Source organism: Pseudomonas sp. P4_D7, from assembly GCF_056401755.1.
This window is the reverse complement of sequence record NZ_JBFUIR010000065.1, coordinates 1-20,450: the sequence shown is the minus strand read 5'-3', so window position 1 is coordinate 20,450 and position 20,450 is coordinate 1. Positions and strand designations below refer to the sequence as shown.

23 protein-coding genes and 1 tRNA gene are annotated in these 20,450 nt (G+C 58.3%); 13 read left to right on the top strand and 11 right to left on the bottom strand.

Translation table 11 applies throughout. From position 1 onward, the window contains the following. From AC1DVF_RS26390 to AC1DVF_RS26375, 4 genes are all read right to left on the bottom strand, one after another. Positions 1–321, bottom strand: a 321-nt coding sequence (locus AC1DVF_RS26390; RefSeq protein WP_477783411.1) for a hypothetical protein, incomplete at its 3' end; no start/stop codon positions are given. Between the two features lie 159 nt (positions 322–480). After that, positions 481–1,689, bottom strand: a complete 1,209-nt coding sequence (locus tag AC1DVF_RS26385) for a DSD1 family PLP-dependent enzyme (protein WP_286079831.1) — start codon at positions 1,687–1,689, stop codon at positions 481–483. Positions 1,690–1,763: 74 nt separating this feature from the next. Then, positions 1,764–3,092: a D-arabinono-1,4-lactone oxidase gene (locus AC1DVF_RS26380; RefSeq protein WP_427120733.1), complete on the bottom strand. Its 1,329-nt coding sequence runs from the start codon at positions 3,090–3,092 to the stop codon at positions 1,764–1,766. A gap of 76 nt (positions 3,093–3,168) precedes the next feature. After that, positions 3,169–3,525: a c-type cytochrome gene (locus AC1DVF_RS26375; protein ID WP_460090766.1), complete on the bottom strand. Its 357-nt coding sequence runs from the start codon at positions 3,523–3,525 to the stop codon at positions 3,169–3,171. A gap of 347 nt (positions 3,526–3,872) precedes the next feature. Between AC1DVF_RS26375 and AC1DVF_RS26370 the strand changes: the two genes are divergently transcribed. The 4 genes from AC1DVF_RS26370 (at position 3,873) to AC1DVF_RS26355 (ending at position 8,046) form a co-directional block, all read left to right on the top strand. Beyond that, positions 3,873–5,498, top strand: coding sequence for an NADP-dependent glyceraldehyde-3-phosphate dehydrogenase (locus AC1DVF_RS26370; RefSeq protein ID WP_099759018.1), 1,626 nt, complete (start codon positions 3,873–3,875; stop codon positions 5,496–5,498). A 130-nt stretch (positions 5,499–5,628) separates the two neighbouring features. Further along, complete coding sequence (locus tag AC1DVF_RS26365) at positions 5,629–5,979, top strand: DUF3302 domain-containing protein (RefSeq protein ID WP_093433068.1); 351 nt, start codon at positions 5,629–5,631, stop codon at positions 5,977–5,979. Between the two features lie 5 nt (positions 5,980–5,984). Beyond that, on the top strand, positions 5,985–6,944 hold the full coding sequence (locus tag AC1DVF_RS26360; protein WP_093433070.1) for an HlyD family secretion protein: 960 nt from the start codon (positions 5,985–5,987) through the stop codon (positions 6,942–6,944). A 61-nt stretch (positions 6,945–7,005) separates the two neighbouring features. Continuing rightward, positions 7,006–8,046, top strand: coding sequence for an FUSC family protein (locus tag AC1DVF_RS26355; RefSeq protein WP_175559593.1), 1,041 nt, complete (start codon positions 7,006–7,008; stop codon positions 8,044–8,046). Positions 8,047–8,049: 3 nt separating this feature from the next. On the opposite strand, the gene AC1DVF_RS26350 is transcribed toward AC1DVF_RS26355, so the two are convergent. Further along, positions 8,050–8,943: a DMT family transporter gene (locus tag AC1DVF_RS26350; RefSeq protein WP_477783410.1), complete on the bottom strand. Its 894-nt coding sequence runs from the start codon at positions 8,941–8,943 to the stop codon at positions 8,050–8,052. Positions 8,944–9,079: 136 nt separating this feature from the next. Here AC1DVF_RS26350 and AC1DVF_RS26345 point away from each other — a divergent pair, with 136 nt between their 5' ends. Together AC1DVF_RS26345 and AC1DVF_RS26340 are read left to right on the top strand one after the other, a co-directional pair. Further along, positions 9,080–9,517 carry an Lrp/AsnC family transcriptional regulator gene (locus AC1DVF_RS26345; RefSeq protein WP_257354874.1) on the top strand — a complete coding sequence of 146 codons (438 nt, stop codon included), beginning with the start codon at positions 9,080–9,082 and terminating at the stop codon, positions 9,515–9,517. A 57-nt stretch (positions 9,518–9,574) separates the two neighbouring features. Then, complete coding sequence (locus AC1DVF_RS26340) at positions 9,575–9,892, top strand: YceK/YidQ family lipoprotein (RefSeq protein ID WP_093433076.1); 318 nt, start codon at positions 9,575–9,577, stop codon at positions 9,890–9,892. Positions 9,893–9,935: 43 nt separating this feature from the next. Here AC1DVF_RS26340 and AC1DVF_RS26335 read toward each other — a convergent pair whose 3' ends face one another. Together AC1DVF_RS26335 and AC1DVF_RS26330 are read right to left on the bottom strand one after the other, a co-directional pair. Further along, on the bottom strand, positions 9,936–11,291 hold the full coding sequence (locus tag AC1DVF_RS26335; protein WP_477783409.1) for a hypothetical protein: 1,356 nt from the start codon (positions 11,289–11,291) through the stop codon (positions 9,936–9,938). Between the two features lie 403 nt (positions 11,292–11,694). Next, complete coding sequence (locus AC1DVF_RS26330; protein WP_008081508.1) at positions 11,695–12,366, bottom strand: Bax inhibitor-1/YccA family protein; 672 nt, start codon at positions 12,364–12,366, stop codon at positions 11,695–11,697. Positions 12,367–12,488: 122 nt separating this feature from the next. On the opposite strand from AC1DVF_RS26330, the gene AC1DVF_RS26325 reads away from it, so the two are divergent. Next, positions 12,489–12,576 (top strand) — tRNA-Ser (locus tag AC1DVF_RS26325). A gap of 154 nt (positions 12,577–12,730) precedes the next feature. Here the strand turns inward: AC1DVF_RS26325 and AC1DVF_RS26320 are convergent. Next, positions 12,731–13,111, bottom strand: a complete 381-nt coding sequence (locus tag AC1DVF_RS26320; protein WP_477783408.1) for a hypothetical protein — start codon at positions 13,109–13,111, stop codon at positions 12,731–12,733. 304 nt (positions 13,112–13,415) lie between these two features. Here AC1DVF_RS26320 and AC1DVF_RS26315 point away from each other — a divergent pair, with 304 nt between their 5' ends. The 3 genes from AC1DVF_RS26315 to AC1DVF_RS26305 all read left to right on the top strand — a co-directional run bounded on the left by AC1DVF_RS26315 (position 13,416) and on the right by AC1DVF_RS26305 (position 15,050). Next, a complete protein-coding gene (locus AC1DVF_RS26315; protein WP_477783407.1) occupies positions 13,416–14,627 on the top strand; it encodes an MFS transporter in 1,212 nt (403 codons plus the stop codon). Then, the gene (locus tag AC1DVF_RS26310; RefSeq protein WP_093433094.1) at positions 14,602–14,811 is read left to right on the top strand and encodes a hypothetical protein; all 210 of its coding nucleotides are present in this window, start codon (positions 14,602–14,604) and stop codon (positions 14,809–14,811) included. Before AC1DVF_RS26315 ends, AC1DVF_RS26310 begins: the two co-directional genes overlap by 26 nt. A 68-nt stretch (positions 14,812–14,879) precedes the next feature. Continuing rightward, positions 14,880–15,050: a hypothetical protein gene (locus AC1DVF_RS26305; protein WP_175559594.1), complete on the top strand. Its 171-nt coding sequence runs from the start codon at positions 14,880–14,882 to the stop codon at positions 15,048–15,050. A 2-nt stretch (positions 15,051–15,052) separates the two neighbouring features. Here AC1DVF_RS26305 and AC1DVF_RS26300 read toward each other — a convergent pair whose 3' ends face one another. Both AC1DVF_RS26300 and AC1DVF_RS26295 read right to left on the bottom strand, forming a co-directional pair. Beyond that, the gene (locus AC1DVF_RS26300; protein ID WP_477783406.1) at positions 15,053–15,466 is read right to left on the bottom strand and encodes a cupin domain-containing protein; all 414 of its coding nucleotides are present in this window, start codon (positions 15,464–15,466) and stop codon (positions 15,053–15,055) included. A gap of 123 nt (positions 15,467–15,589) precedes the next feature. Beyond that, positions 15,590–16,489 (bottom strand): transcriptional regulator GcvA, encoded by a 900-nt coding sequence (locus AC1DVF_RS26295; protein WP_477783405.1) that lies wholly within the window; start codon positions 16,487–16,489, stop codon positions 15,590–15,592. Positions 16,490–16,596: 107 nt separating this feature from the next. On the opposite strand from AC1DVF_RS26295, the gene gstA reads away from it, so the two are divergent. Both gstA and AC1DVF_RS26285 read left to right on the top strand, forming a co-directional pair. After that, the gene (gene gstA, locus AC1DVF_RS26290; protein ID WP_477783404.1) at positions 16,597–17,208 is read left to right on the top strand and encodes a glutathione transferase GstA; all 612 of its coding nucleotides are present in this window, start codon (positions 16,597–16,599) and stop codon (positions 17,206–17,208) included. A gap of 86 nt (positions 17,209–17,294) precedes the next feature. Next, positions 17,295–17,675, top strand: a complete 381-nt coding sequence (locus AC1DVF_RS26285; protein ID WP_093433106.1) for a RidA family protein — start codon at positions 17,295–17,297, stop codon at positions 17,673–17,675. Between the two features lie 84 nt (positions 17,676–17,759). On the opposite strand, the gene AC1DVF_RS26280 is transcribed toward AC1DVF_RS26285, so the two are convergent. Then, positions 17,760–18,269 (bottom strand): hypothetical protein, encoded by a 510-nt coding sequence (locus AC1DVF_RS26280; RefSeq protein ID WP_093433109.1) that lies wholly within the window; start codon positions 18,267–18,269, stop codon positions 17,760–17,762. 209 nt (positions 18,270–18,478) lie between these two features. Here AC1DVF_RS26280 and AC1DVF_RS26275 point away from each other — a divergent pair. Continuing rightward, a partial coding sequence (locus AC1DVF_RS26275; protein ID WP_477783403.1) for a peptidase U32 family protein occupies positions 18,479–20,450 on the top strand: 1,972 nt, incomplete at its 3' end.

Here is a 20,450-nt window from a genome sequence, read left to right as displayed (position 1 = left end):
GGGTGACTCTGTATACGAGACAGCAAATGAACCAGACTCAACACCATATTCGTAATGGTACGAATCGCTGTAGTCGATATACTTCACATCCAACAGATCCTTCGCGTCATATATTAGAAACGACTCTCTTTTGGGAAACGTTAATAGCAATTGTTTTTTTGGCTCCATATTTCCGCCCACACCCTGACGTCCAAATACGCTGAAACCGTAGGTTGTGTCGTCAAGGGTAACAATATCTGCCCGCATGCTTCCGCGCTGGTCGGTTTCCACTTCAAACAGGCCAATTGCATTGGCTACGACCACTTCAGTGTCCGTCTTCATTTTTGTCATCCTGATAGGCTATTTGTCTATTGAAAGAGCGGCACAGCCTGAACTTTCAATGCATGCTGCATAGACTGTGTCACCTACCATAAGTACATCCATCGCGGAAAAGATGTCTACTGTCAGACTTGACAGTAGACAAACTCAAAAAAATTGGGATCAGGCGTAAACTGGCCACACTTCAACGATCTTTCCACCCCGCACGGCTAACAAATCCCCAAACTGCAACAGCACTGCTTCAGTCTGCGTCGGACGCAGGAAGACTTGATCTTCCACAACCAATCCCACGGCATTCGAGCCATTGACCATTTCCTGATTCGAGCTGCGGCCGTACACCCCATTACTCTGCAAACCGGCTGGCGATTCGAACTCGGCCATCCAGTTACCGCCGTAGATGAAATAGGTCTGGCGCTGATTCTGATCCCACCACGACAACAGCTTCGACCTGTCATCCAGTGCCGGAATATTCACCGCGCCTGTGCTTTTCAAGACTGGCGTGGCGATGTAAGTCGCGGGCACATGCTCGGTCAGCGAAGGCAAATCGTAGTGCGTCGGTTTGAGCATCGCCGTGCCCACGGAAACCTCGGTACTCAGTTTCTCGTTTTCGTGAATGCGATAACTCGGACTGCCAGCAGTGTTCAGGCACAACCCGTCGAGCCACAACCCCGGGAACTGCTGCCGGGTGAAATCGACGCAGTGCTGATAAATCACCATGACCTTGGCGAACAATTCTTCCGGTGAACCGAGAATCCCCGGCACGCCCATGCCTACGAACGGGTCATAACCCATGAACCCGGCGAACTCCAGATGCTGGGGGTTAGCGCTGATCAGCGTGAGCATCTGCCCAAGGACATTCACATCACTGACCCCGCCACGATGCAGACCGACGTCCAGTTCGATGTTGATGCGCATCCGTGTGCCCAAACCCTGCGCCAGCGCAAGGTATTGCTGCAAACGCTCCGGCCCGTCGAGTAGCCATTGCAGTTGCTTTGCGGGATCGAACGGACCTTTGTGGGTTTGGTAGAACAGCTCTGCCGAACGCACCGGCAATGGCTTGCCGAGCAGGATGTCGGACTGTGGAAAAACCTGCGCATCGTGATTGAGAAACGGCTGATGAAACGACATCAGCCTCTGCGTTCCGGCACGCTGTGCGATGTAGCTCAAAAGTCCCGGTGCTGGCAGCGACTTCTCCACCAGCCGCAGGTGTTTGCCGCCGCGCTTGACCGATTGCATCACCACATCGATGTTGTGATCGAGGCGATCCAGATCGATCAGCAGCACCGGGCGCATAGGCCCCTTTTCCTTCAACTCCTTGTTCAGCGCCCGGAAGTATTCGCTGTACGGCGCGCCGCGATCGCCCGGCCGCAGCCACGCGCCAACGCCGACCAACAAAGCACCGACACCCAACGTGCCGAGCAGAAAATTGCGTCGATTGACCGCCATCAGCTCACCCCCAGAATCGACGACAGATGCGCATTGAGAAACCGTCCACTCGGATCAAGCGCCTGACGCACGTCGACAAACTCGCGCCAGCGCGGATACAGCGGCTGCAGGTTCTTCGCGTTGAGCGTGTGCAATTTGCCCCAGTGCGGCCGTCCGTTGTACTTCCAGAAGATCGGCTCGACCACGGCGAAAAAGTTGTGATGATCCATCTGGTAATGCTGGTGTACCGAGATCGAACAACTGTCGCGGCCCTCGAACATGCTCAGCGGAATGTCGTCGGCCTTGACGTATCGGTACTCAATGGGAAACCAGGTGCGCAGATCCTTGTCCTGAATCAGCTTGAGAATCTCACGCAGGCAAGCAGGGCCATGTTCGGCCGGCACTGAATACTCCATTTCGTTGAACCGCACCGTGCGCACATTGGCGTAGATGTCGAAGGAGTCGCCGACGCGATCATCGAAACTGGCCAGATGGCGCAGGCTGTTGAGCAGCGTGCGGCGCAGGTCGGGAAAGTCGCTGGCGTATTTGTCGATCTTCTCGATCAGGGTGACGAACTCGTTGCCGCCCTCTTCTTCCGGGCTGATCGGCGGGGTCGCCGGGTCGTCGGTTTCGTTGAGCGCGATGGACAGGGCGTAGTCGGAATGCGTGACGACGAGCATTTCCCAGTGCTGGTTTTCACGAGTGTTGTTGTCGAGGTCTTCGAGCAGCTCTTCGGTCTTGGCGATCCACTGGCGTTCGCGCAGGCGGTATGCCGGGCGGTTTTGCAGACGGATTTTAGTGGCGACACCGAGCGCACCGAGGGAGACGCGGGCGGCGTTGAATACTTCGGGATGGCGTTGGCTGTCGCAGTCGAGTACCTCGCCATTGGCCGTAACCAATTGCAGTCCGCAGACGTGGGCCGAGTAGGACTGGAAGTTTTTGCCAGTGCCATGGGTGGAGGTCGAAACGGCCCCGGCGAGGGTCTGGTAATCGATATCGGCCATGTTCTGCAGGGCCTGGCCGATGTCTTTCAGTGGCTGGCCCATGCGCGACATGGGGGTGCCGGCGGCGAATTCGGCTTGCAGGGTTTTCGCATCGTGATCGAGCAGTCCGCTGAAATAGCTCAGCGACAACAGCGTGCCGTCGGTGGGCACCAGCGCGCTGAACGAGTGCGCCGAGCCAACCGGGCGGATCTTGCCTTGTGCCTGCTGGATCACGGCCACCAGCTCATCGAGATTCTTCGGCGCCAAGCGCGCCGCTGGCAAACAACTCTGCCCGCCCGACCAGTTGCGCCACGGAATCAAGCGTGGCGCCCGCAGCAACTGGCCCAATGCCGGGTTCGTCGCCAGCGCACTGAACGCGCCAACGATACTTGCCCGTTGCAACAACTGACGCCGAGTCAGATCCATCGTCATGCCGGGCACCTTATTGTGGGAGCGCCTGGTCGGCCATGAAGCCGATCAATTGCAGGAATTGTTCTTCCGAACACTCGACGCACTGGCCCATCGGCGGCATGCCGTTATAGCCGTTGATGGCGTGATCGAGCAGCGTGTCGGTGCCTTGCTGGATGCGCGGCTCCCAGGCTTTGCGGTCGCCGGTGAGTGGTGCATTGGCGGCGGGATTGGCGTGGCAGAGTTGGCAGCTGTTGGCGTAGATCTGCGCCAGTGCCGGGTCTTTGGGTGTGGCGTTGCTATTGACGCTGGCCGGGGGTTTGGAGTCTTCGCCGCAACCAGGCAGCGCCACGGCCAACGCCAGCAGTAGAGTGAGTCGGATTGCCCGCATAACGGCCTCGCTTATTGTTGTGAACACACCTTACGGCAGCGCCTGCAACGGGTTGAGGGCATTGCGGGACAGCGAGGGGGGCAAACGGGGCCAGCTCTCCCCCCGATGTGGATGTCCGCTCTGCGTGGGAATGCCTCAGGGGACGCTCCGCGTTCCAATGGGACGCAGAGCGTCCCGGGCTGCGTTCCCACGCGGAGCGTGGGAACGATCATCAAACCTGTCCGCTCTGCTCTGCGCCTTTGCGTGACATTCGGGTGACATTTGCGGGTTTAAATTCCGGCGCATTCAGGCGTATAACCTGTGAAGGCTTTTTGATCTGCATACGGACATCAACACGGGGTAGCGACATGACCACAGCAAACATCCTTGGCAACCTGTTCCCTTCTGTCAGCGACATCCCGGAAAAATATCGCCTCGACGCTCAGGTCGAACAACGCGAATACCTGGTCGACGGCCAGTTGCGCCGCTGGGACGGCCCGCTCGCCACGGTGCGCAGCCCGGTTTATCTCAAGGGCGCTAACGGCGACGAACAAGTCATCCTCGGCAGCACGCCACTGCTCGACGCCGACACCGCGCTCACTGCCCTCGACGCCGCTGTGCGTGCCTACGACCGGGGCCAGGGCCTGTGGCCGACCATGCGCGTGGCCGAACGCATCCAGCACGTCGAAGCCTTCCTCGGCCGCATGCGCCAACAGCGCGATGCCGTGGTCAAGTTGCTGATGTGGGAAATCGGCAAGAACCTCAAGGACTCGGAAAAAGAGTTCGACCGCACCTGCGACTACATCGTCGACACCATCAATGCGCTCAAGGAACTCGACCGCCGTTCCAGCCGTTTCGAGCTGGAACAGGACACCCTCGGGCAGATCCGCCGCGTACCGCTCGGCGTCGCCCTGTGCATGGGCCCTTACAACTATCCGCTGAACGAAACCTTCACCACGCTGATTCCGGCGCTGATCATGGGCAACACCGTGGTGTTCAAACCGGCCAAGCTCGGCGTGCTGCTGATCCGTCCGCTGCTGGAAGCGTTCCGCGACAGCTTTCCCACCGGCGTGATCAACGTGATTTACGGCAGTGGCCGCGAAACCGTCAGCGCGCTGATGGCCAGCGGCAAGATCGACATCTTCGCCTTCATCGGCACCAACAAAGCCGCCAGCGACCTGAAGAAACTCCACCCCAAACCTCACCGTTTGCGCGCCGCGCTGGGTCTGGATGCGAAGAACCCCGGCATCGTCTTGCCGGAAGTCGATCTCGACAACGCCGTCAGCGAAGCGGTCACCGGTTCACTGTCGTTCAACGGTCAGCGCTGCACCGCGCTGAAAATCCTCTTCGTGCACGAGGATGTGGTCGATAGCTTCATCGAAAAATTCAACGCCAAACTGGCCACGCTGAAACCGGGCATGCCATGGGACAGCGGCGTGTCGCTGACGCCGCTGCCGGAGTCGGGCAAGGTCGATTATCTGCACGGGCTAGTGGCGGATGCGCGCAGCAAGGGCGCCGAAGTGGTCAACCCCAATGGTGGCGAATCCCGCGAATCGTTCTTCTACCCGGCGGTGCTCTACCCGGTAAATCCGCAGATGCGCGTCTATCAGGAAGAGCAGTTCGGCCCGGTGGTGCCGATCGTGCCGTACCGTCACCTCGATACCGTGATCGATTACGTGCTGGAGTCGGATTTCGGTCAGCAGTTGAGCATCTTTGGCACCAACCCGGTGGCGGTCGGCCGTCTGGTTGACACCTTTGCCAACCAGGTCGGGCGGATCAACCTCAACGCGCAGTGCCAGCGCGGCCCGGACACTTACCCGTTCAATGGTCGCAAGAACTCGGCGGAAGGTACGCTCTCGGTACACGATGCGTTGCGCGTGTTCTCGATCCGTACGCTGGTGGCAACCAAGTTCCAGGACAGCAACAAGGACCTGATCAGCGAGATCATTCGCGGCCGTGATTCGAGCTTCCTGACCACCGATTACATCTTCTGATCAACTGTCACGCGGATCGTGAATAAGCAAAAAGGCGACGGCAACCGCTTCTGATCCAAAGTCGCCAAGCGCCCGGCAAATCAGTGGCTACACTGATGCCAGCACTGTGCTGGATGCCGGGAGCTTGACCATGCTGGATTACTTTGCGCTAGGGGTTTTGGTGTTTGCCGGGCTCGTACTGTTTTACGGGATCATCGTGTTGCACGACATCCCCTATGAGATTGCCGTTCATCGTAACCACCCGCATCAGGATGCGATCCATGCCACTGGCTGGGTCAGTCTGTTCACCCTGCATGCGCTCTGGCCCTTCCTGTGGATCTGGGCGATGGCCTATCGAGAAGATCGCGGCTGGGGCTTCGGTGACGGTAAATCCGTGCAAAACCATGTCGTTCGCCTGGAGCAACAGGTGGTCGAACTGCAAGGACGCCTCGAACGACTCGAAGCGCTGAATGCCACTGCTCCCCACAACGGGGAGGCCTGAACGCCATGGATCTGCTCCTTATCCTGACTTACGCCGCGATCTGCGTCGCAGTGTTCAAGATCTTCCGTATCCCGCTGAACAAATGGACGGTGCCCACCGCCGTACTGGGCGGCATCCTGATGATCGGCGCCTTGATTTTCACCATGAACTACAACCATCCCTACTCTGAGGTGGCGCGCACTTACTTCGTTTCTGTGCCGGTCATCCCCATCGTCAGCGGCCAGGTGATCGACGTGCCGGTGAAGGTTAACGAGCCGCTGGAAAAAGGCGACGTGCTGTTTCGCATCGACCCCACGCCGTTTGCCAACCGGGTGAAATCCCTCAAGGCGCAATTGATCGCAGCCAAAGGCGATCGCTACCGCATCACCGAATTGATCCGGCGCAATTTCGGTACCCAGCGTGAACTGGACGCCGCCATCGCCCGCACCGACGACCTGCAAGCGCAGCTCGACAACGCCCAGTTCGAGCTGGACAACACCACCGTTCGCGCGCCAAGCAAAGGCTTCGTCACCCATGTTTCGCTACGGCCGGGAATGATGGCGAGCAAGTTGCCATTGCGCCCGTCGATGGTGTTCATTCCAGAAGAGGGCCAATACTTTGCCGCGTGGATGCGCCAGAACAGCCTGCTGCGCCTGACCGTCGGCGATGAAGCAGAAGTCGCGTTCGATGGCATTCCCGGCAAGGTGTTCGCTGGCCGGGTGAAAAACGTCATCGGGGTGATTGCCGAAGGTCAGGTACAACCTTCCGGCACCCTGATCGGCTACACCGGCTCGCCGCCGGCCGGGCGTGTGCCGGTGATCATCGAAATCACCGATCCGGCCTTCGCCCAGTACAGCAAGCTGATGCCGGGCGGTGCTTACGGGCAGGCCGCGTTGTACAGTCAACACTTCCATCACATTGGCACGATGCGCAAAATCCTCCTGCGTATGGCAGCATGGATGAATTACATTTTTCCTTTCCATTGACCTGAAGTCCAATCACGAGAGGCCCGCACTGAGTACTTACAGCACCCATCGACTTCCGCCCTTGCTGCGCCGTGTCCTGCGCCCGTTGCTTGATCCTTATCGACGTTACCGGCACGCGCGGCTGATCCATGCGGTGCGCGTTGCCCTCGGCTTGCTGGCGACGATCCTGCTGACCACCGGCATCAATCTGCCCCACGGTGAATGGGCCTCAGTGACCATGCTGGTGGTCATCGGCGGTTTACAGCACCACGGCAACATCGGCAAAAAAGCCGCCGAACGCGCCACCGGCACCTTGATCGGCGCCGGCGTCGGTTTGTTGCTGGTGGCGCAGCAGGCGTGGCTCGGCATGCCGTGGCTGACGTATTTTGCGATGGCGGTGGTCTGCGGTTTCTTCTCTTACCACGCGATTGGCAAAGGGGGTTATACCGCCCTGCTCTCGGCGATCACCGTGTTCATTGTCGCCGGGCATGGCGACAACCCGATCACCGACGGCTTATGGCGCGGGGTCGATATCTTGATTGGTATTGCGCTGGCGCTGGCCTTCTCTTTCGCCCTGCCGCTCTACGCGGTGTACTCGTGGCGCTACAACCTCGCCGATGCCCTGCGTGATTGCGCCACCGTGTATGGGCGAATCATCGGCGGCCAGCCGGTCAGCGCTGATGAGCATTTGAAGCTGATGGGGCGACTCGGCGCGGTGATGGTGCAATTGCGCTCGCTGATGCCGTCGGTGTCCAAGGAAGTGAAGATTTCCATGACCGAACTTGATGCCATCCAGCGCAACCTGCGCATGTGCATCAGCACGCTGGAGATCCTTGGCAACACGCGACCGGATGCCAGCGATCCCGAGGCCATGGCGCATCTGCAATCAGCGCTGAAGGCCGAGCACCGGCAGATTCGCGTGCAACTGATCGGCATGGCCCGGGCGTTGAAAACCGGCGCTTCGCAACGCCTGGACAAGCCGCTCGAGTTGCCGGAAGCCAACCTCGATGCGCCGGTTTACAGCACGCTGGATGGCTACCGACTGTTGACCCGGCAACTGGCAGCGAACATCGGCGAGATGCGCCAGCGCCTGGCGAAAAGCGCACCGCACTGGAACATCTGAGGGTTACTGCGCAGCCAGCCGCCGGGACTTCAGGCCCCAGCCTTGTTGCATACCGGCGGCGGCCAACAGAATCGCGGCCACGCCGAGCCATTGCAGGATTTGCAGACGATGGCCGAACGCGAACCAGTCGACGAAGATCGCCGCGATCGGGTAGATGAACGACAGTGCACCGGTCAATGCGGTCGGCAATTTCTGGATCGCGCCGTACAGCAGCACATACATCAGACCGGTGTGGACGATGCCCAATGTGACCAGGCTGGCCCAGGCACTCGGCGCTTGCGGCAATGCGCTGAAATGCACAAAAGGCGCCAGCAACAGAACCCCGGTGCAGACCTGAATCAGCGCGATCAAATGCGGTGGCGTGCCGGTCAGGCGCTTGATGATCAACGCGGCAACCGCATAGAGAAACGCCGCACCCAAGGCCAGCGCAATGCCCATCAGATAGTCATTGCCGCTTTCACTCTGGGTGCCATGGGCGCTGACAATCGCCAACATGCCCATGAACGAAATCGCCAGCCAGAACAGCTTTTGCAAGGTGATTTTCTCGCCAAGAAACAGCGTCGCCAAACCGACCAGCATGAACGGCTGCACGTTGTACACCGCCGTGCCGATGGCAATCGAAGCCCTTGAATAGGAGGCAAACAACAACACCCAGTTACCGACAATCGCCATCCCGCTGAGCACTGCAAGCAGGAAGGTGGTTCGGGTCAGAATGCCCGGGCGCAGGAAGCCGAATACCGCGCAGATCAACAACAAGGTGCCAGCGCCGAACACGCAGCGCCAGAACACCACGTCCAGCACCGGTTGCCCGGAGACCAGCACAAACCAGCCGATCGTCCCGGAAATCAACATGGCGGCAGTCATTTCGAATGAGCCGCGCCGCAGGGTCTTGTCCATCATCAATCTCCTCAACAATTGAACAAAGTATGCCAAGGCGTCCCGGCGGCGCTCCAGAGCAAAAAGCAGGCTAAACTCGTGATCTGCCTTTTTTATCGTGGGTGGTTTTCATCAATCGCCTAATACTGGAGTTTTTATGACTGATGACATTGATCAGATCCTCATCGGCGCATTGATGGAGGATTCGCGGCGTTCGCTCAAGGCGCTGGCGCAGATCAGCGGCTTGTCGTCGCCGAGTGTGGCCGAACGCTTGCGCCGACTGGAGGAACGCGGTGTGCTCAGGAGCTACACCGTGGAAATCGATCCGAAGTTTTTTGGCTATCAGTTGCAGGCAATCGTCCGGGTTCGGCCGCTGCCGGGACAACTGCAGGAAGTCGAGCGGCAGATTCTGGCGATTCCCGAGTTCACCGAGTGCGACAAGGTCACCGGCGAGGACTGCTTCATCGCTCGCCTGCATGTGCGCTCGATGGAACAGCTCGACACCCTGCTCGACCGCCTCAATACCTTGGCCGAAACCAACACCGCAATCGTCAAGAAAACCCCGGTCAAGCGTCGATTGCCGCCGATGGCCTAAGAGCTTTTTCCGCATGTTCGGCGTAAATTGAGGTTTTTCCGGCGAAGGATTGGCGGTATGAAAGTTCAGGCAATGATGCTGAGTGCATTAGTGTTGAGTGGTTGCGGGACAGTGCAAACGGTCATGCGCGACGATCAGGTCGCCGTGGACGATTTGAGATCGAACAAATCCTATTGCGGAGCGGTGCCGAGAATCTACAGCGGCGTAATGTATGACTTCTGCAGTCTGCATGCGCCGATAGACCAAGGTAACAAGTACAACGCCGCCCTGCCCGGCTGGGCGATTGATGCTGTGGCGTCCGGGGTGCTCGACACGTTGTTGTTGCCTTACACCATTTACAAACAGCAGACTGATGGCAGCATCCTGATCAACTGAAAAAAGCCTGCGCACGCCGAAACGTGCGCAGGCTTTGCGCTGCTTACTCCAGCAGTTGCTGCAGGCTCGGGTCACGAATGACTTTCTGCAATGGCTTCGGCGTGGCGTTGTTGGTGGAATTGAGCATTTTCAGTTTCATGTCCGACGCTTTGCTGCACGCGTTCTTGYCGTCGGCGTAGATGCCGCTCATGTCGCATTTCCACTCGAAGTAATTCACCAGACCGCCGGACAACTGCAGGCTGTAGTCAGTGCTTTGAGTGCCCGGCGTGAAAGCATGGCCGGCCGGAATGTTCTGGAACCACTTCATCCATTCAGGCGAACCCGGCTTCGGCGCATTGGCCTGGAACGTTGGATTCATGATCGCCACTTGCGGCGTTTCGGCGGTCGCATGGCAGCTCAGGCAGGAACTGTTGGGGTTGTCCACCGGACCATTGAGGCGACCATTCCAGCCCAGATGGGTGGGTGGCAACTCTTGGGTCTTGGCGTTGATCGCGGTCTGTTGCAACGCGGGGTTGATCTTGGTCTGCGTCGGTTGCGGGTTGGTGAAGTCGTTGCCGATTTCTTCCGGATCGTTGCCCCACATGATCCCTACCGGGACGAGGTTGTCCCAGCCAGGCTTGCCGGTTTTCGCGCCGTTGTACTGAAAGGTGCCGAAGATCCAGCCGGTGGCGCTCATGCGCTTATCGCGCACGGCGATGTCCATCTGGATCAAGGCGACATCCTTGATCTTGCGATTGGCCGAGGTGAACGTCTCGGTGACGTAGCCCTTCCATAACACCGGGTTCACCAGGAACGGCACGGTGCTGCGATCAATATCGGCGAACAGGGCTTTGCAGACTACGGTGCCGTCGGGGAAGCTGTTGGGTGCCGATGTGTATTTCGGATCAGGGTTGTTCGGGTCTTTCCAGACCTCTCCGATGGTATAGGCACCGATGTCGTTATAGATGCCCACCGCGTATGTCTGGCCAGTAGCGGTCTGCGTGGGGGCGAGTTGCTTGACCTGGATCTGCGCCTCTTTGGTCAGGCCGTGAATCCCTTCGCGTCCCAGCGGGCCGTAGTGCTGCCACGGCATGTGATACCACTGACGTTTTTTATTGTTCTGCACGTACCAATCAGCCTCGACGTTGCCTTCAAGGCAATAGGTTTTGACTTCCTCCATGTACGCACGCCAAGTCTCAAAATTGTTATCTGGCTTGGTCGGTAGATTCTTGAAAAAACCGGGGAGCGGTACTTTCGGCGCTGTGGCCGGGTAATTCTGGCTCAACTCGAACAGTGGGCCAGAGTATTGGCTGGAAGGTGGTTGATAGCCGAAGTCAGGATAGACGCCGGCGAGGGTTGACGCGCTGAACAGCGCGGTGGTGACGGCCAGTACAGCCAGTTTTCCTTGGGGCTGGTTCATCGATGATCTCCTTGATTGGGACAACGCCTGCAGTGGCAGGGCCTCCATTATTTTTCTGGTATCAGGACCCCGGTCGTTCGCCGGGATACGGTCACGGTGCATGGCATTTGGCGTGGTTCACCTCCCGGTTTTCACTGGACGAACGAATACAGTCGCTCTCGACCGAAAGGCCTGGCGATCAACAGCAAGGGAAGTGAATGCGAGAGACGCAGGAATTACACAAGGGGTGCTGGTTACCGACTCCTGTCGATCAGGCTACTGCTCTTCCTTGGTAATTAGGTGTAGGTGATTTCCAAAAAGACGCCACTATTTTCAGATCATTTTGTACGTAAAAGGCCACTACGCTTTTCGGCGAGCAACAAAAAACCCGCCGAAGCGGGTTTTTTGTTGAAACGACTAATGATCAGTCGTCGCGGCTCATGATGCCGAAGATCTGCAACAAGCTGATGAACAGGTTGTAGATCGATACATACAGGCTGATGGTCGCCATGATGTAGTTGCGCTCGCCGCCGTGGATGATGGCGCTGGTCTGGAACAGGATGCACACCGACGAGAACAGCACGAAACCTGCGCTGATCGCCAGTTGCAGGCCGCTGATCTGGAAGAAGAAGCTCGCCAGCGTTGCACCCAGCAACACGAAGAAACCAGCGGTGATGAAACCGCCGAGGAAGCTCATGTCCTTGCGGGTGATCAGCACGTAGGCCGACAGACCACCAAACACCAGGGCAGTCATCGCAAACGCCGAGCTGACCACTTCAGCGCCGCCCTGCATGCCCAGGTAACGGTTGAGGATCGGGCCAAGCAGGAAACCCATGAAACCGGTCAGCGCAAAAGCGGACACCAGGCCCCAAGCGGAGTCACGGAGTTTGTTGGTGAGGAAGAACAGCCCGTAGAAGCCGATCAGCACCACGAAAATGTTCGGGTAGCCAACACGCATCTGCTGGGCAACGAAAGCCATGACGCCGCTGAATGCGAGGGTCAGAGCCAGTAGGCCGTAAGTGTTGCGCAGGACGCGGCTAACCTCTAGCTGCTCAGCCTGCACGCTGTTATTAACTGCGTAATCCTGTTCGCGCATGGCGACACTCCTGTTGGTTTGAAACGTTCAGTCGCAAAGATCATAACAGACGCTCTGTAACAAGCCATGCAGAGAGTTTGACAGTGTGTTTCATTCAGGTATTATGGCGCCCGCAACGCAACGGAGGTGTGGCCGAGTGGTTTAAGGCAACGGTCTTGAAAACCGTCGACTGTAACAGGTCCATGAGTTCGAATCCCATCGCCTCCGCCATATTTGATACGACAAAGCCCTGATTATTCAGGGCTTTGTCGTTTCTGGAAGTCACGAAATTTCCGTGTCCTTCTCATCGTGTTCCATGACTTTACTGGACGTAGAAGTGAAGATCACACGTTGCGCCAGACGTGTTTCAGCCCAGCACCCGCTTTCACTCCGCCGAACGCCGCATCTCCTCCCGTGTAGGCATGGTCCAGTCCGAGGCGCGTCGTTCATAAATAGAGTCGGGCTTCTGCTCTTCGTAGCTGAACATCAACAAGTAGAGCCCCAGCGCCACTGCAGCCAACAGTGCCCTGCCGATCGGATTGGCATCCCTCGGCAGTCCACCGGGGCCGATTGCTACCCAGCCCCCGCGAAGGTAAGCAAACACGGCTTGGGTAAACCACGCTTGCGCTCCTACGCATGTCCAAAACTGACTCCAGCCGCCTGTAAAGCGCCAGAACGCGCTTACCAGGGACGCGATCACCATGACCGCCAGGATCAAATAACGAAAACGTTTGAGAGCGCTAAGAATGCGGCTTTCCTGCTCCATATTTGCCTTGTTCTCACTTCAAGAAAAACGATTTGATTATACCGTTGAGACTGCAAATATCGGCCAGCCGCCGGCAAACAGCTCGTTAAAATTGCAGTCACTCAACCGGCTTTTTTTTCTTGTACTCGACCAACACGATCGTCATTACCTACGCGGGGGCAAGGAGCAAGACCTGATCCTCGCCAGCGTATTCAACCCGCCCAAGCGCAGGGATGAGCGACATAATCTCAATGACAGCCTAGGATCGGCATACTGAAGCACAACTGGCCGCGCGGCCTGACCGTCGACATAAAGGAGCTTCATTTTGCGCAAGGACTACCTGGCCTTTTTCACCTCGCTGTTTCTGTCGCGACTGGCGGATCAGATCCTGCTATTCATCGTGCCGTTGGTGGTGTTCCAGACCACCAACAGCGCCTCCTGGGCAGGTCTGGCGTTTTTCGTCGAATCGCTGCCGCGGTTTCTCGCGTTTCCGCTGTGCGGAGCCTTGTGCGACAAGTTTTCGCCCATCCGCATCCTGCACATCAGCCAGGTTTACCGGGCACTGCTGTGCCTGATCGCGGTGGCAATGTTTGCCCTCTTCGGCGGTATCGCCTGGGTCGTCGTGCTGTCGGCGCTGTGTGGCGTGCTGACCACTCAGGGCATCATGGCCCGCGAGGTGCTGATGCCGCATATTTTCCAGCACTACAGCTACACCAAGACGTTGTCCTATTCGCAGATCGCCGATCAGACCGGGCTGGTGCTCGGGCCGCTGGTGGCTGCGCTTTTGCTGGAGGTATGGGCCTGGCACTGGGTGGTGCTGTGGGTCGCCGGGCTCTTCCTGCTGGCGGACCTGAGCATGCTGGTATGGCAACGCCTCAGCCGTATCACCCTGGAAGTGTTCGAGCAGCATCAGGACATCTGGCTGCAACCGCTGCGTATCGCTTTCGGGCATATACGTGAACTGGCGGAACTGAAAAAAATCATCCTGTTGGCCGTCGGCGTCAATCTGATCGTCGGCGTCACGCTGGCCACTTCGGCGGCGATGGTGATCGGCGAGTTCAGTGCCGGCAAGGATGCCTACGCCGGTCTACAGGCAGCGGGCGCGGTCACCACCATCGTGATTCTGTTCTTCCTCGCCCGGGTTGAGATCCCGCAACGGTTACTGGGCGGGCTCGCTTACTCGATGATCGCCGCTGGCGCCCTCATCAGTGCACTGAGTCCGAATCTGGCCGGCTATGTGCTTGGGTTCCTGCTGATCGTCGGCTTCGACAAGATGTTCAACATCTACATGCGCAGCATCCGTCAGCGGGTGATTCCGGCCAAGGACTTCGGCAAGACCGTGGGCGTGATCACCTTGCTCAATAATCTCTCGCAACCTTTGGCGGGGTTGCTGGTGGCGCTGCTGGCCTCAAGCCTGGGTACGCAAGGAGTGATCCTGATTCTGGCCGTGCTGACTATGCTGTTGGGCGCCGCAGCGGTATGGTGGTTTGCCGTCAGCAGAGGAACCCTGAATGCCGAAGAAACCACCGGCCCCTGAACACAAAGCCACCGCCGCAGACATCGAGCGTTCGATCCAGGCGTTGAACAAAATGGCCGAGCGCCTCTGGGGCGAAGGTCGAGAGGCCGAGGCCAAAGCCCTGCTCGATGCGCTCGATGCGTTGAACCGGGCGCTGGACAGAATCAGGATTGGCGAGAGTCGTCGGATTGTGACGCTTCACTAAGAAGCCGTGCCTAGAACCAACGTTATGAATCAGCTGTGCCCAATTGGCAGGGCCAAGGATGAAGACAGATGCGCGCGATAAAAACTTTCTTCGGCATTTTGTTGCTGCTATTCGGTTTCGACTTCACCTACGAAAAACCCCGCCGAGTCTTCACGGCGGGGTTTGTCCGAGTTTGCATGGTGGTCGCTTTTGCAGAATTGCTGATACTCCATATGATTTATAACGGCCCGGCGCGTTAGCTCTACGGCTTGAGAATCAGCAACGGCTCGCCCTTTTTGACGATGTAAGTCGCCAGCTCCGACCCCTTGTCCGTACCCACGTTCTTGGCCACATGCGTCACCCCTTGCGGAATGAACAGCGAATCCCCCGCCTTCAACGTCACCGGCGCCCTGCCCTCCAGTTGATATTCGAACGTGCCGCTGATCACGTAAGCGACCTCGACACCCGGGTGCGCATGCCGGGGCGAGGTCACGCCCGGTTCGAAATCGACTCGCGCCTGAATCACTTCGCGCTCGGCAGCACCGAGGTCCTCGCGCACCAGATCGGTCCGGCTCAAACCTTGTTGCCAGCTCTTGGCTGGCGCGTCAGCCGCGTGGACGATGCCGATCATTGAAGCGAGTAGCGCAGCGCTGGCCAGTAACAGTGGACGATGCATGATGTTGCCCTCTCAAACGCAGTGGTGGTGTGACCGCTACTTTGGGAGTCGCGTGTATGGCTGATGTGTCGTAAACCCCGGGTTTATTGTTCGCGTGTGTCTGCGCAGCAACTTGATACACGGCTATACAAAGGTGTCTTTGCCGGGCGGCAGTGCCAACAGCCATGTCCTGAACGCCACGATCTTCTTCGATTGCGCCGTTTCATGGGGCGCTACCAGATAAAAACCCAGCTCATCTTGCAAGCGCAGATCGAACGGAGCCACCAGACGCCCGGCCCGCAGATCGTCCTCGACATAGGTTGAACGGCCAATGCACACACCCTGCCCGTCAACCGCTGCCTGTACCGCCATCAGCGCCAGATCGAAGGTCAGGCGCGGGCCTTCAGCGAGTTGCGGCGATTGGCCTGCGGCACGCAACCAGGCGCTCCAGTCACCGGCCGTCGCGCCACTGACTTGCAGCAATGCGTGATTGGCCAGGTCTGCGGGCGTTCGCAACGTCTTCGCCAATGCCGGGCTGCATACCGGGAAAACATCATCGGACATCAGAAAATCGCCACGCAAACCCTTCCAGTCGCCGCGCCCATAACGGATCGCCGCATCAATCGTGCCCTTGCGAAAGTCGACCAGCTCAGTGACCGCACTGATTCGCACATCGATAGCGGGAAACGCCTGCTGAAAGGACGGCAACCGCGGCAACAGCCACTTCGATGCAAACGACACCAGCGTACTGATCGTCAGCACGCTTTTATCGCGAGACGCGAGCAACTGCTCAGTCGAATAGCGCAGCTCATGAAACGCTGCACGCACACCCGGCAAATAGGCGTGCCCGTCCTCGCTCAGCACCAACCCCTCGTTGAGCCGCAAAAACAGAGGCCCGCCCAGCTCGGCTTCGAGTCGGCGGATCTGGTGACTGACAGCGGTCTGGGTGACATTGAGTTCTTCGGCAGCCTTGGTGAAGCTCATGTGCCTGGCGACCGCTTCAAAGGCGCGCAAGCCATTCAGCGAGGGAAGTCGGACCGTCATGGTTCTGAGTGCTCATGAGATTTTGTCATACGCTAGCACCGTAAATGACCTTTGCGAAAGCCGCTTCGGCAATGGAATCTGGCGCTCTCTCTCAGCAAGGAAGTGCCATGAAACTGTATTTTGCGCCCATGACCTGTTCGCTTTCCCCGCACATTGTGCTGCGAGAACTGGGTTTGCCCTTCGAACTGGTTCGCGTCAACAACCAGAGCAAACGCACCGCCGATGGCCGCGACTTTCGCGAGATCAATCCGAAGGGCTACGTTGCAGCGCTGGTTCTGGATAACGGCGAAGTGTTGACGGAGGGGCCGGCGATCCTGCAGTTTCTGCTCGATCAGGTGCCCGCCAACACGCTGGCGCCACCCTTGGGTTCATGGGAGCGCACGCGCTTGCAGGAACATCTGAACTTCATCAGTACGGAAATTCACGGTGGCAGTGCACCGCTGTTCAATGCGCAGATCCCGGAATCGGTCAAAACGATTTTCCGCCACACACTGTTCAAGCGCCTCGATTACCTGAATCAGCAACTGTCGGCTCGGGACTATCTGATGAGCAGATTCGGCGTCGCCGATGCTTACCTGTTCACCGTGCTGAAGTGGCTGCCGACCTTTGCCATCGACATACAAGACTGGCCGGCACTTGCCAGCTACATGCAGCGCATCGGCGCCCGCCCCTGCGTTCTTGCAGCCATCGCGGCGGAAGCCGAGACGCAGCCGGTCTGACCGGCCTCTGTTGYCACGGAGCGGGCCATGTCGACGCTGTATCTGTAAACTGCGGCCCTCTTCACTCGCTCAATCAAAGGATCAGCATGGCTAACCAAGACATCACCTTCACTCCCGATCCGGACGCCGACTCGATTTCCTCGGACGTCGCTACGTTCAACGGCATCATGGTTTCCACCCAGATTCCAACCCGTGCCGACGGCAGTCTGGAACTGGGCGATATCACCGCGCAAAGCGAATGCACCCTGCAAGCGCTGAAAGTTGCGCTGGAACGTGCCGGCAGTTCGATGGATCGGGTGATGCACTTGACGATCTACCTGACCGACATGGCCGATCGCGCCGCATTCAACGAGGTGTACAAGCGCTACTTCGCCAAGCCTTGGCCGGTGCGTGCGGCGGTGGGTGTGGCGTCGCTGGCGGTTGAAGGGATGCGCGTGGAAGTCACCGCGATGGCGGCCAAAGCCTGAGCGCCACTCCTTTCAGGTCATCAGCCGCCGCCTCATAGAGGCTTAAAACCCGAGCCAAGCCTGTAAAGGCTGGCTCGCGTCTTTTCAGGATCGCTTCCGGGCTTCAAGTGGCCCAGTGGCAACAAGCGATAACTTTCCTTCCTTTACGCGATATTTTTTGACTTCACCTTGGTCTTCAAACTCAAAGTCGAAGTGGAAATTGGCGGTTATCGAACCGTTCGCGTCATTTCTCTGAAACTTAATTTTTCCCGCCTTGGCATAGATGATATTTGGGGTCATTGTGATGAGCCCTTGAACACTACTACCCAGCCCCCCTATGTCGTGTTCTCCATCGGGTAGCTCGTTATCAATAACGAACGACATTATTTCGATAATGTTGTTCGCATCCTCTCGATGGTGCGCGATAAGGCTAAAGGTTTCGGCGGATCCGAAGTACAGAGCTTTACCTTCTTGGGTTGCCTGAAATACCGGCCCGACAAGGTGCGGATGGGCAGGGTCAATCACTGCTTTGTAGTAAATTTCCGGCGCGTGGGCCCCTCTGTTCAAATTATTTTTGTTGATACCTAAATAACGAAAATGGTCTTTATCGTTCATAGCAACATGTCCTTTTCGTAATGAATGGTCGGCGAATGACTTCGTTACTATTTCCAACTTACGTCTGAACAACAACTGACAGGTCTGACAGTTGTGCGAATCCGCGAAACGTGCCAAGCGCGATTTGCAGACCATCGGTACATAGGTGCCGACATGTCGTTTCACGGGTAGAATGCGCGCCTAACCGTGACAGCCTGACTAAAAAAACTATGTCCTTGCCCAAGCATCACCTGGAATTGCTCAGCCCTGCCCGCGATGTCGCCATCGCCCGTGAGGCGATCCTGCACGGCGCCGACGCCGTGTACATCGGCGGCCCGAGCTTCGGCGCGCGCCACAACGCCTGCAACGAAGTCAGCGAAATCGCCGAACTGGTGGAATTCGCCCGCAAGTATCACGCGCGCATTTTCACCACCATCAACACCATCCTGCACGACAACGAACTGGAGCCGGCGCGCAAGCTGATCCATCAGTTGTACGACGCTGGTGTCGACGCGCTGATCGTTCAGGATCTGGGCGTGATGGAGCTGGACATTCCGCCGATCGAGCTGCACGCCTCGACGCAGACCGACATCCGCACCCTTGAGCGAGCGAAGTTCCTCGATCAGGCCGGTTTCTCGCAACTGGTATTGGCCCGTGAGCTGAACCTGCAGGAAATCAGCGCGATCGCCGACGAAACCGACGCCGCCATCGAGTTCTTCATTCACGGCGCGTTGTGCGTGGCCTTCTCCGGTCAGTGCAACATTTCCCACGCGCAAACCGGGCGCAGCGCCAACCGTGGCGACTGCTCGCAGGCTTGCCGCTTGCCGTACACCCTCAAAGATGAAAAGGGTGGCGTGATCGCCTACGAAAAACACCTGCTGTCGATGAAAGACAACAACCAGAGCGCCAACATCCGCGCCCTGGTTGAAGCCGGTGTGCGCTCGTTCAAGATCGAAGGTCGCTACAAGGACATGGGCTATGTGAAGAACATCACCGCCTATTACCGCCAGCGCCTCGACGACGTGCTCGAAGATCGCCCGGATCTGGCCCGCGCCTCCAGCGGCCGCACCGCGCACTTCTTCCTGCCTGATCCGGAAAAAACCTTCCACCGTGGCAGCACCGACTACTTCGTCACCGATCGCAAGATCGACATCGGCGCTTTCGATTCGCCGACCTTCACCGGCCTGCCAGTCGGCACCGTCGAGAAAGTCGGCAAACGCGACATGCAGGTCGTGACTCACGAGCCGCTGTCCAACGGCGACGGTTTGAACGTGCTGGTCAAGCGCGAAGTGGTCGGTTTCCGCGCCAACATCGCCGAAGCCAAAGGCGAGTTCGAAGAAGACGGCGAGAAGCGCTACCGCTATCGCGTCGAGCCGAACGAGATGCCCGAAGGCTTGTACAAGCTGCGCCCGAACCACCCGTTGAATCGCAACCTCGATCACAACTGGCAACAGGCGCTGCAGAAGACCTCTTCCGAGCGTCGCGTGGCCCTGAGCTGGGTCGCTCGTCTGCGTGAAGAACAGCTGGAAGTGACTGCCACCAGTGAAGAAGGCATCAGCGCCAGCGTCACCCTCGCCGGTCCGTTCGGCGTGGCCAACAAGCCTGAGCAAGCGCTCGAACAGCTGCGCGATCTGCTCGGCCAGCTCGGCACCACGCAGTACCACGCCACCGACGTCAAGCTGGATGCGCCACAGGCGTTCTTCATCCCCAACTCGCAGCTCAAAGCCCTGCGCCGTGAAGTGATCGAGAACCTGACCGCTGCCCGTGTCGCCGCTCATCCGCGTGGCGGCCGTAAAGCCGAAACCAGCCCGCCGCCGGTGTATCCGGATTCGCACCTGACCTTCCTCGCCAACGTCTATAACCAGAAGGCGCGCGACTTCTACCACCGTCACGGCGTGAAGCTGATCGACGCTGCGTACGAGGCTCACGAAGAGCCGGGCGAAGTGCCGGTGATGATCACCAAGCACTGTCTGCGCTTCTCTTTCAACCTGTGCCCGAAACAGGCGAAAGGCGTGACCGGCGTGCGCACCAAGGTTGCACCGATGCAGTTGATCCACGGCGATGAAGTGCTGACGCTGAAGTTCGATTGCAAGCCGTGCGAAATGCACATCATCGGCAAGATGAAAGGCCACATCCTCAACCTGCCGCAACCGGGCAGCGTGGTCGGCCACATCAGCCCCGAAGACCTGATGAAAACCATCC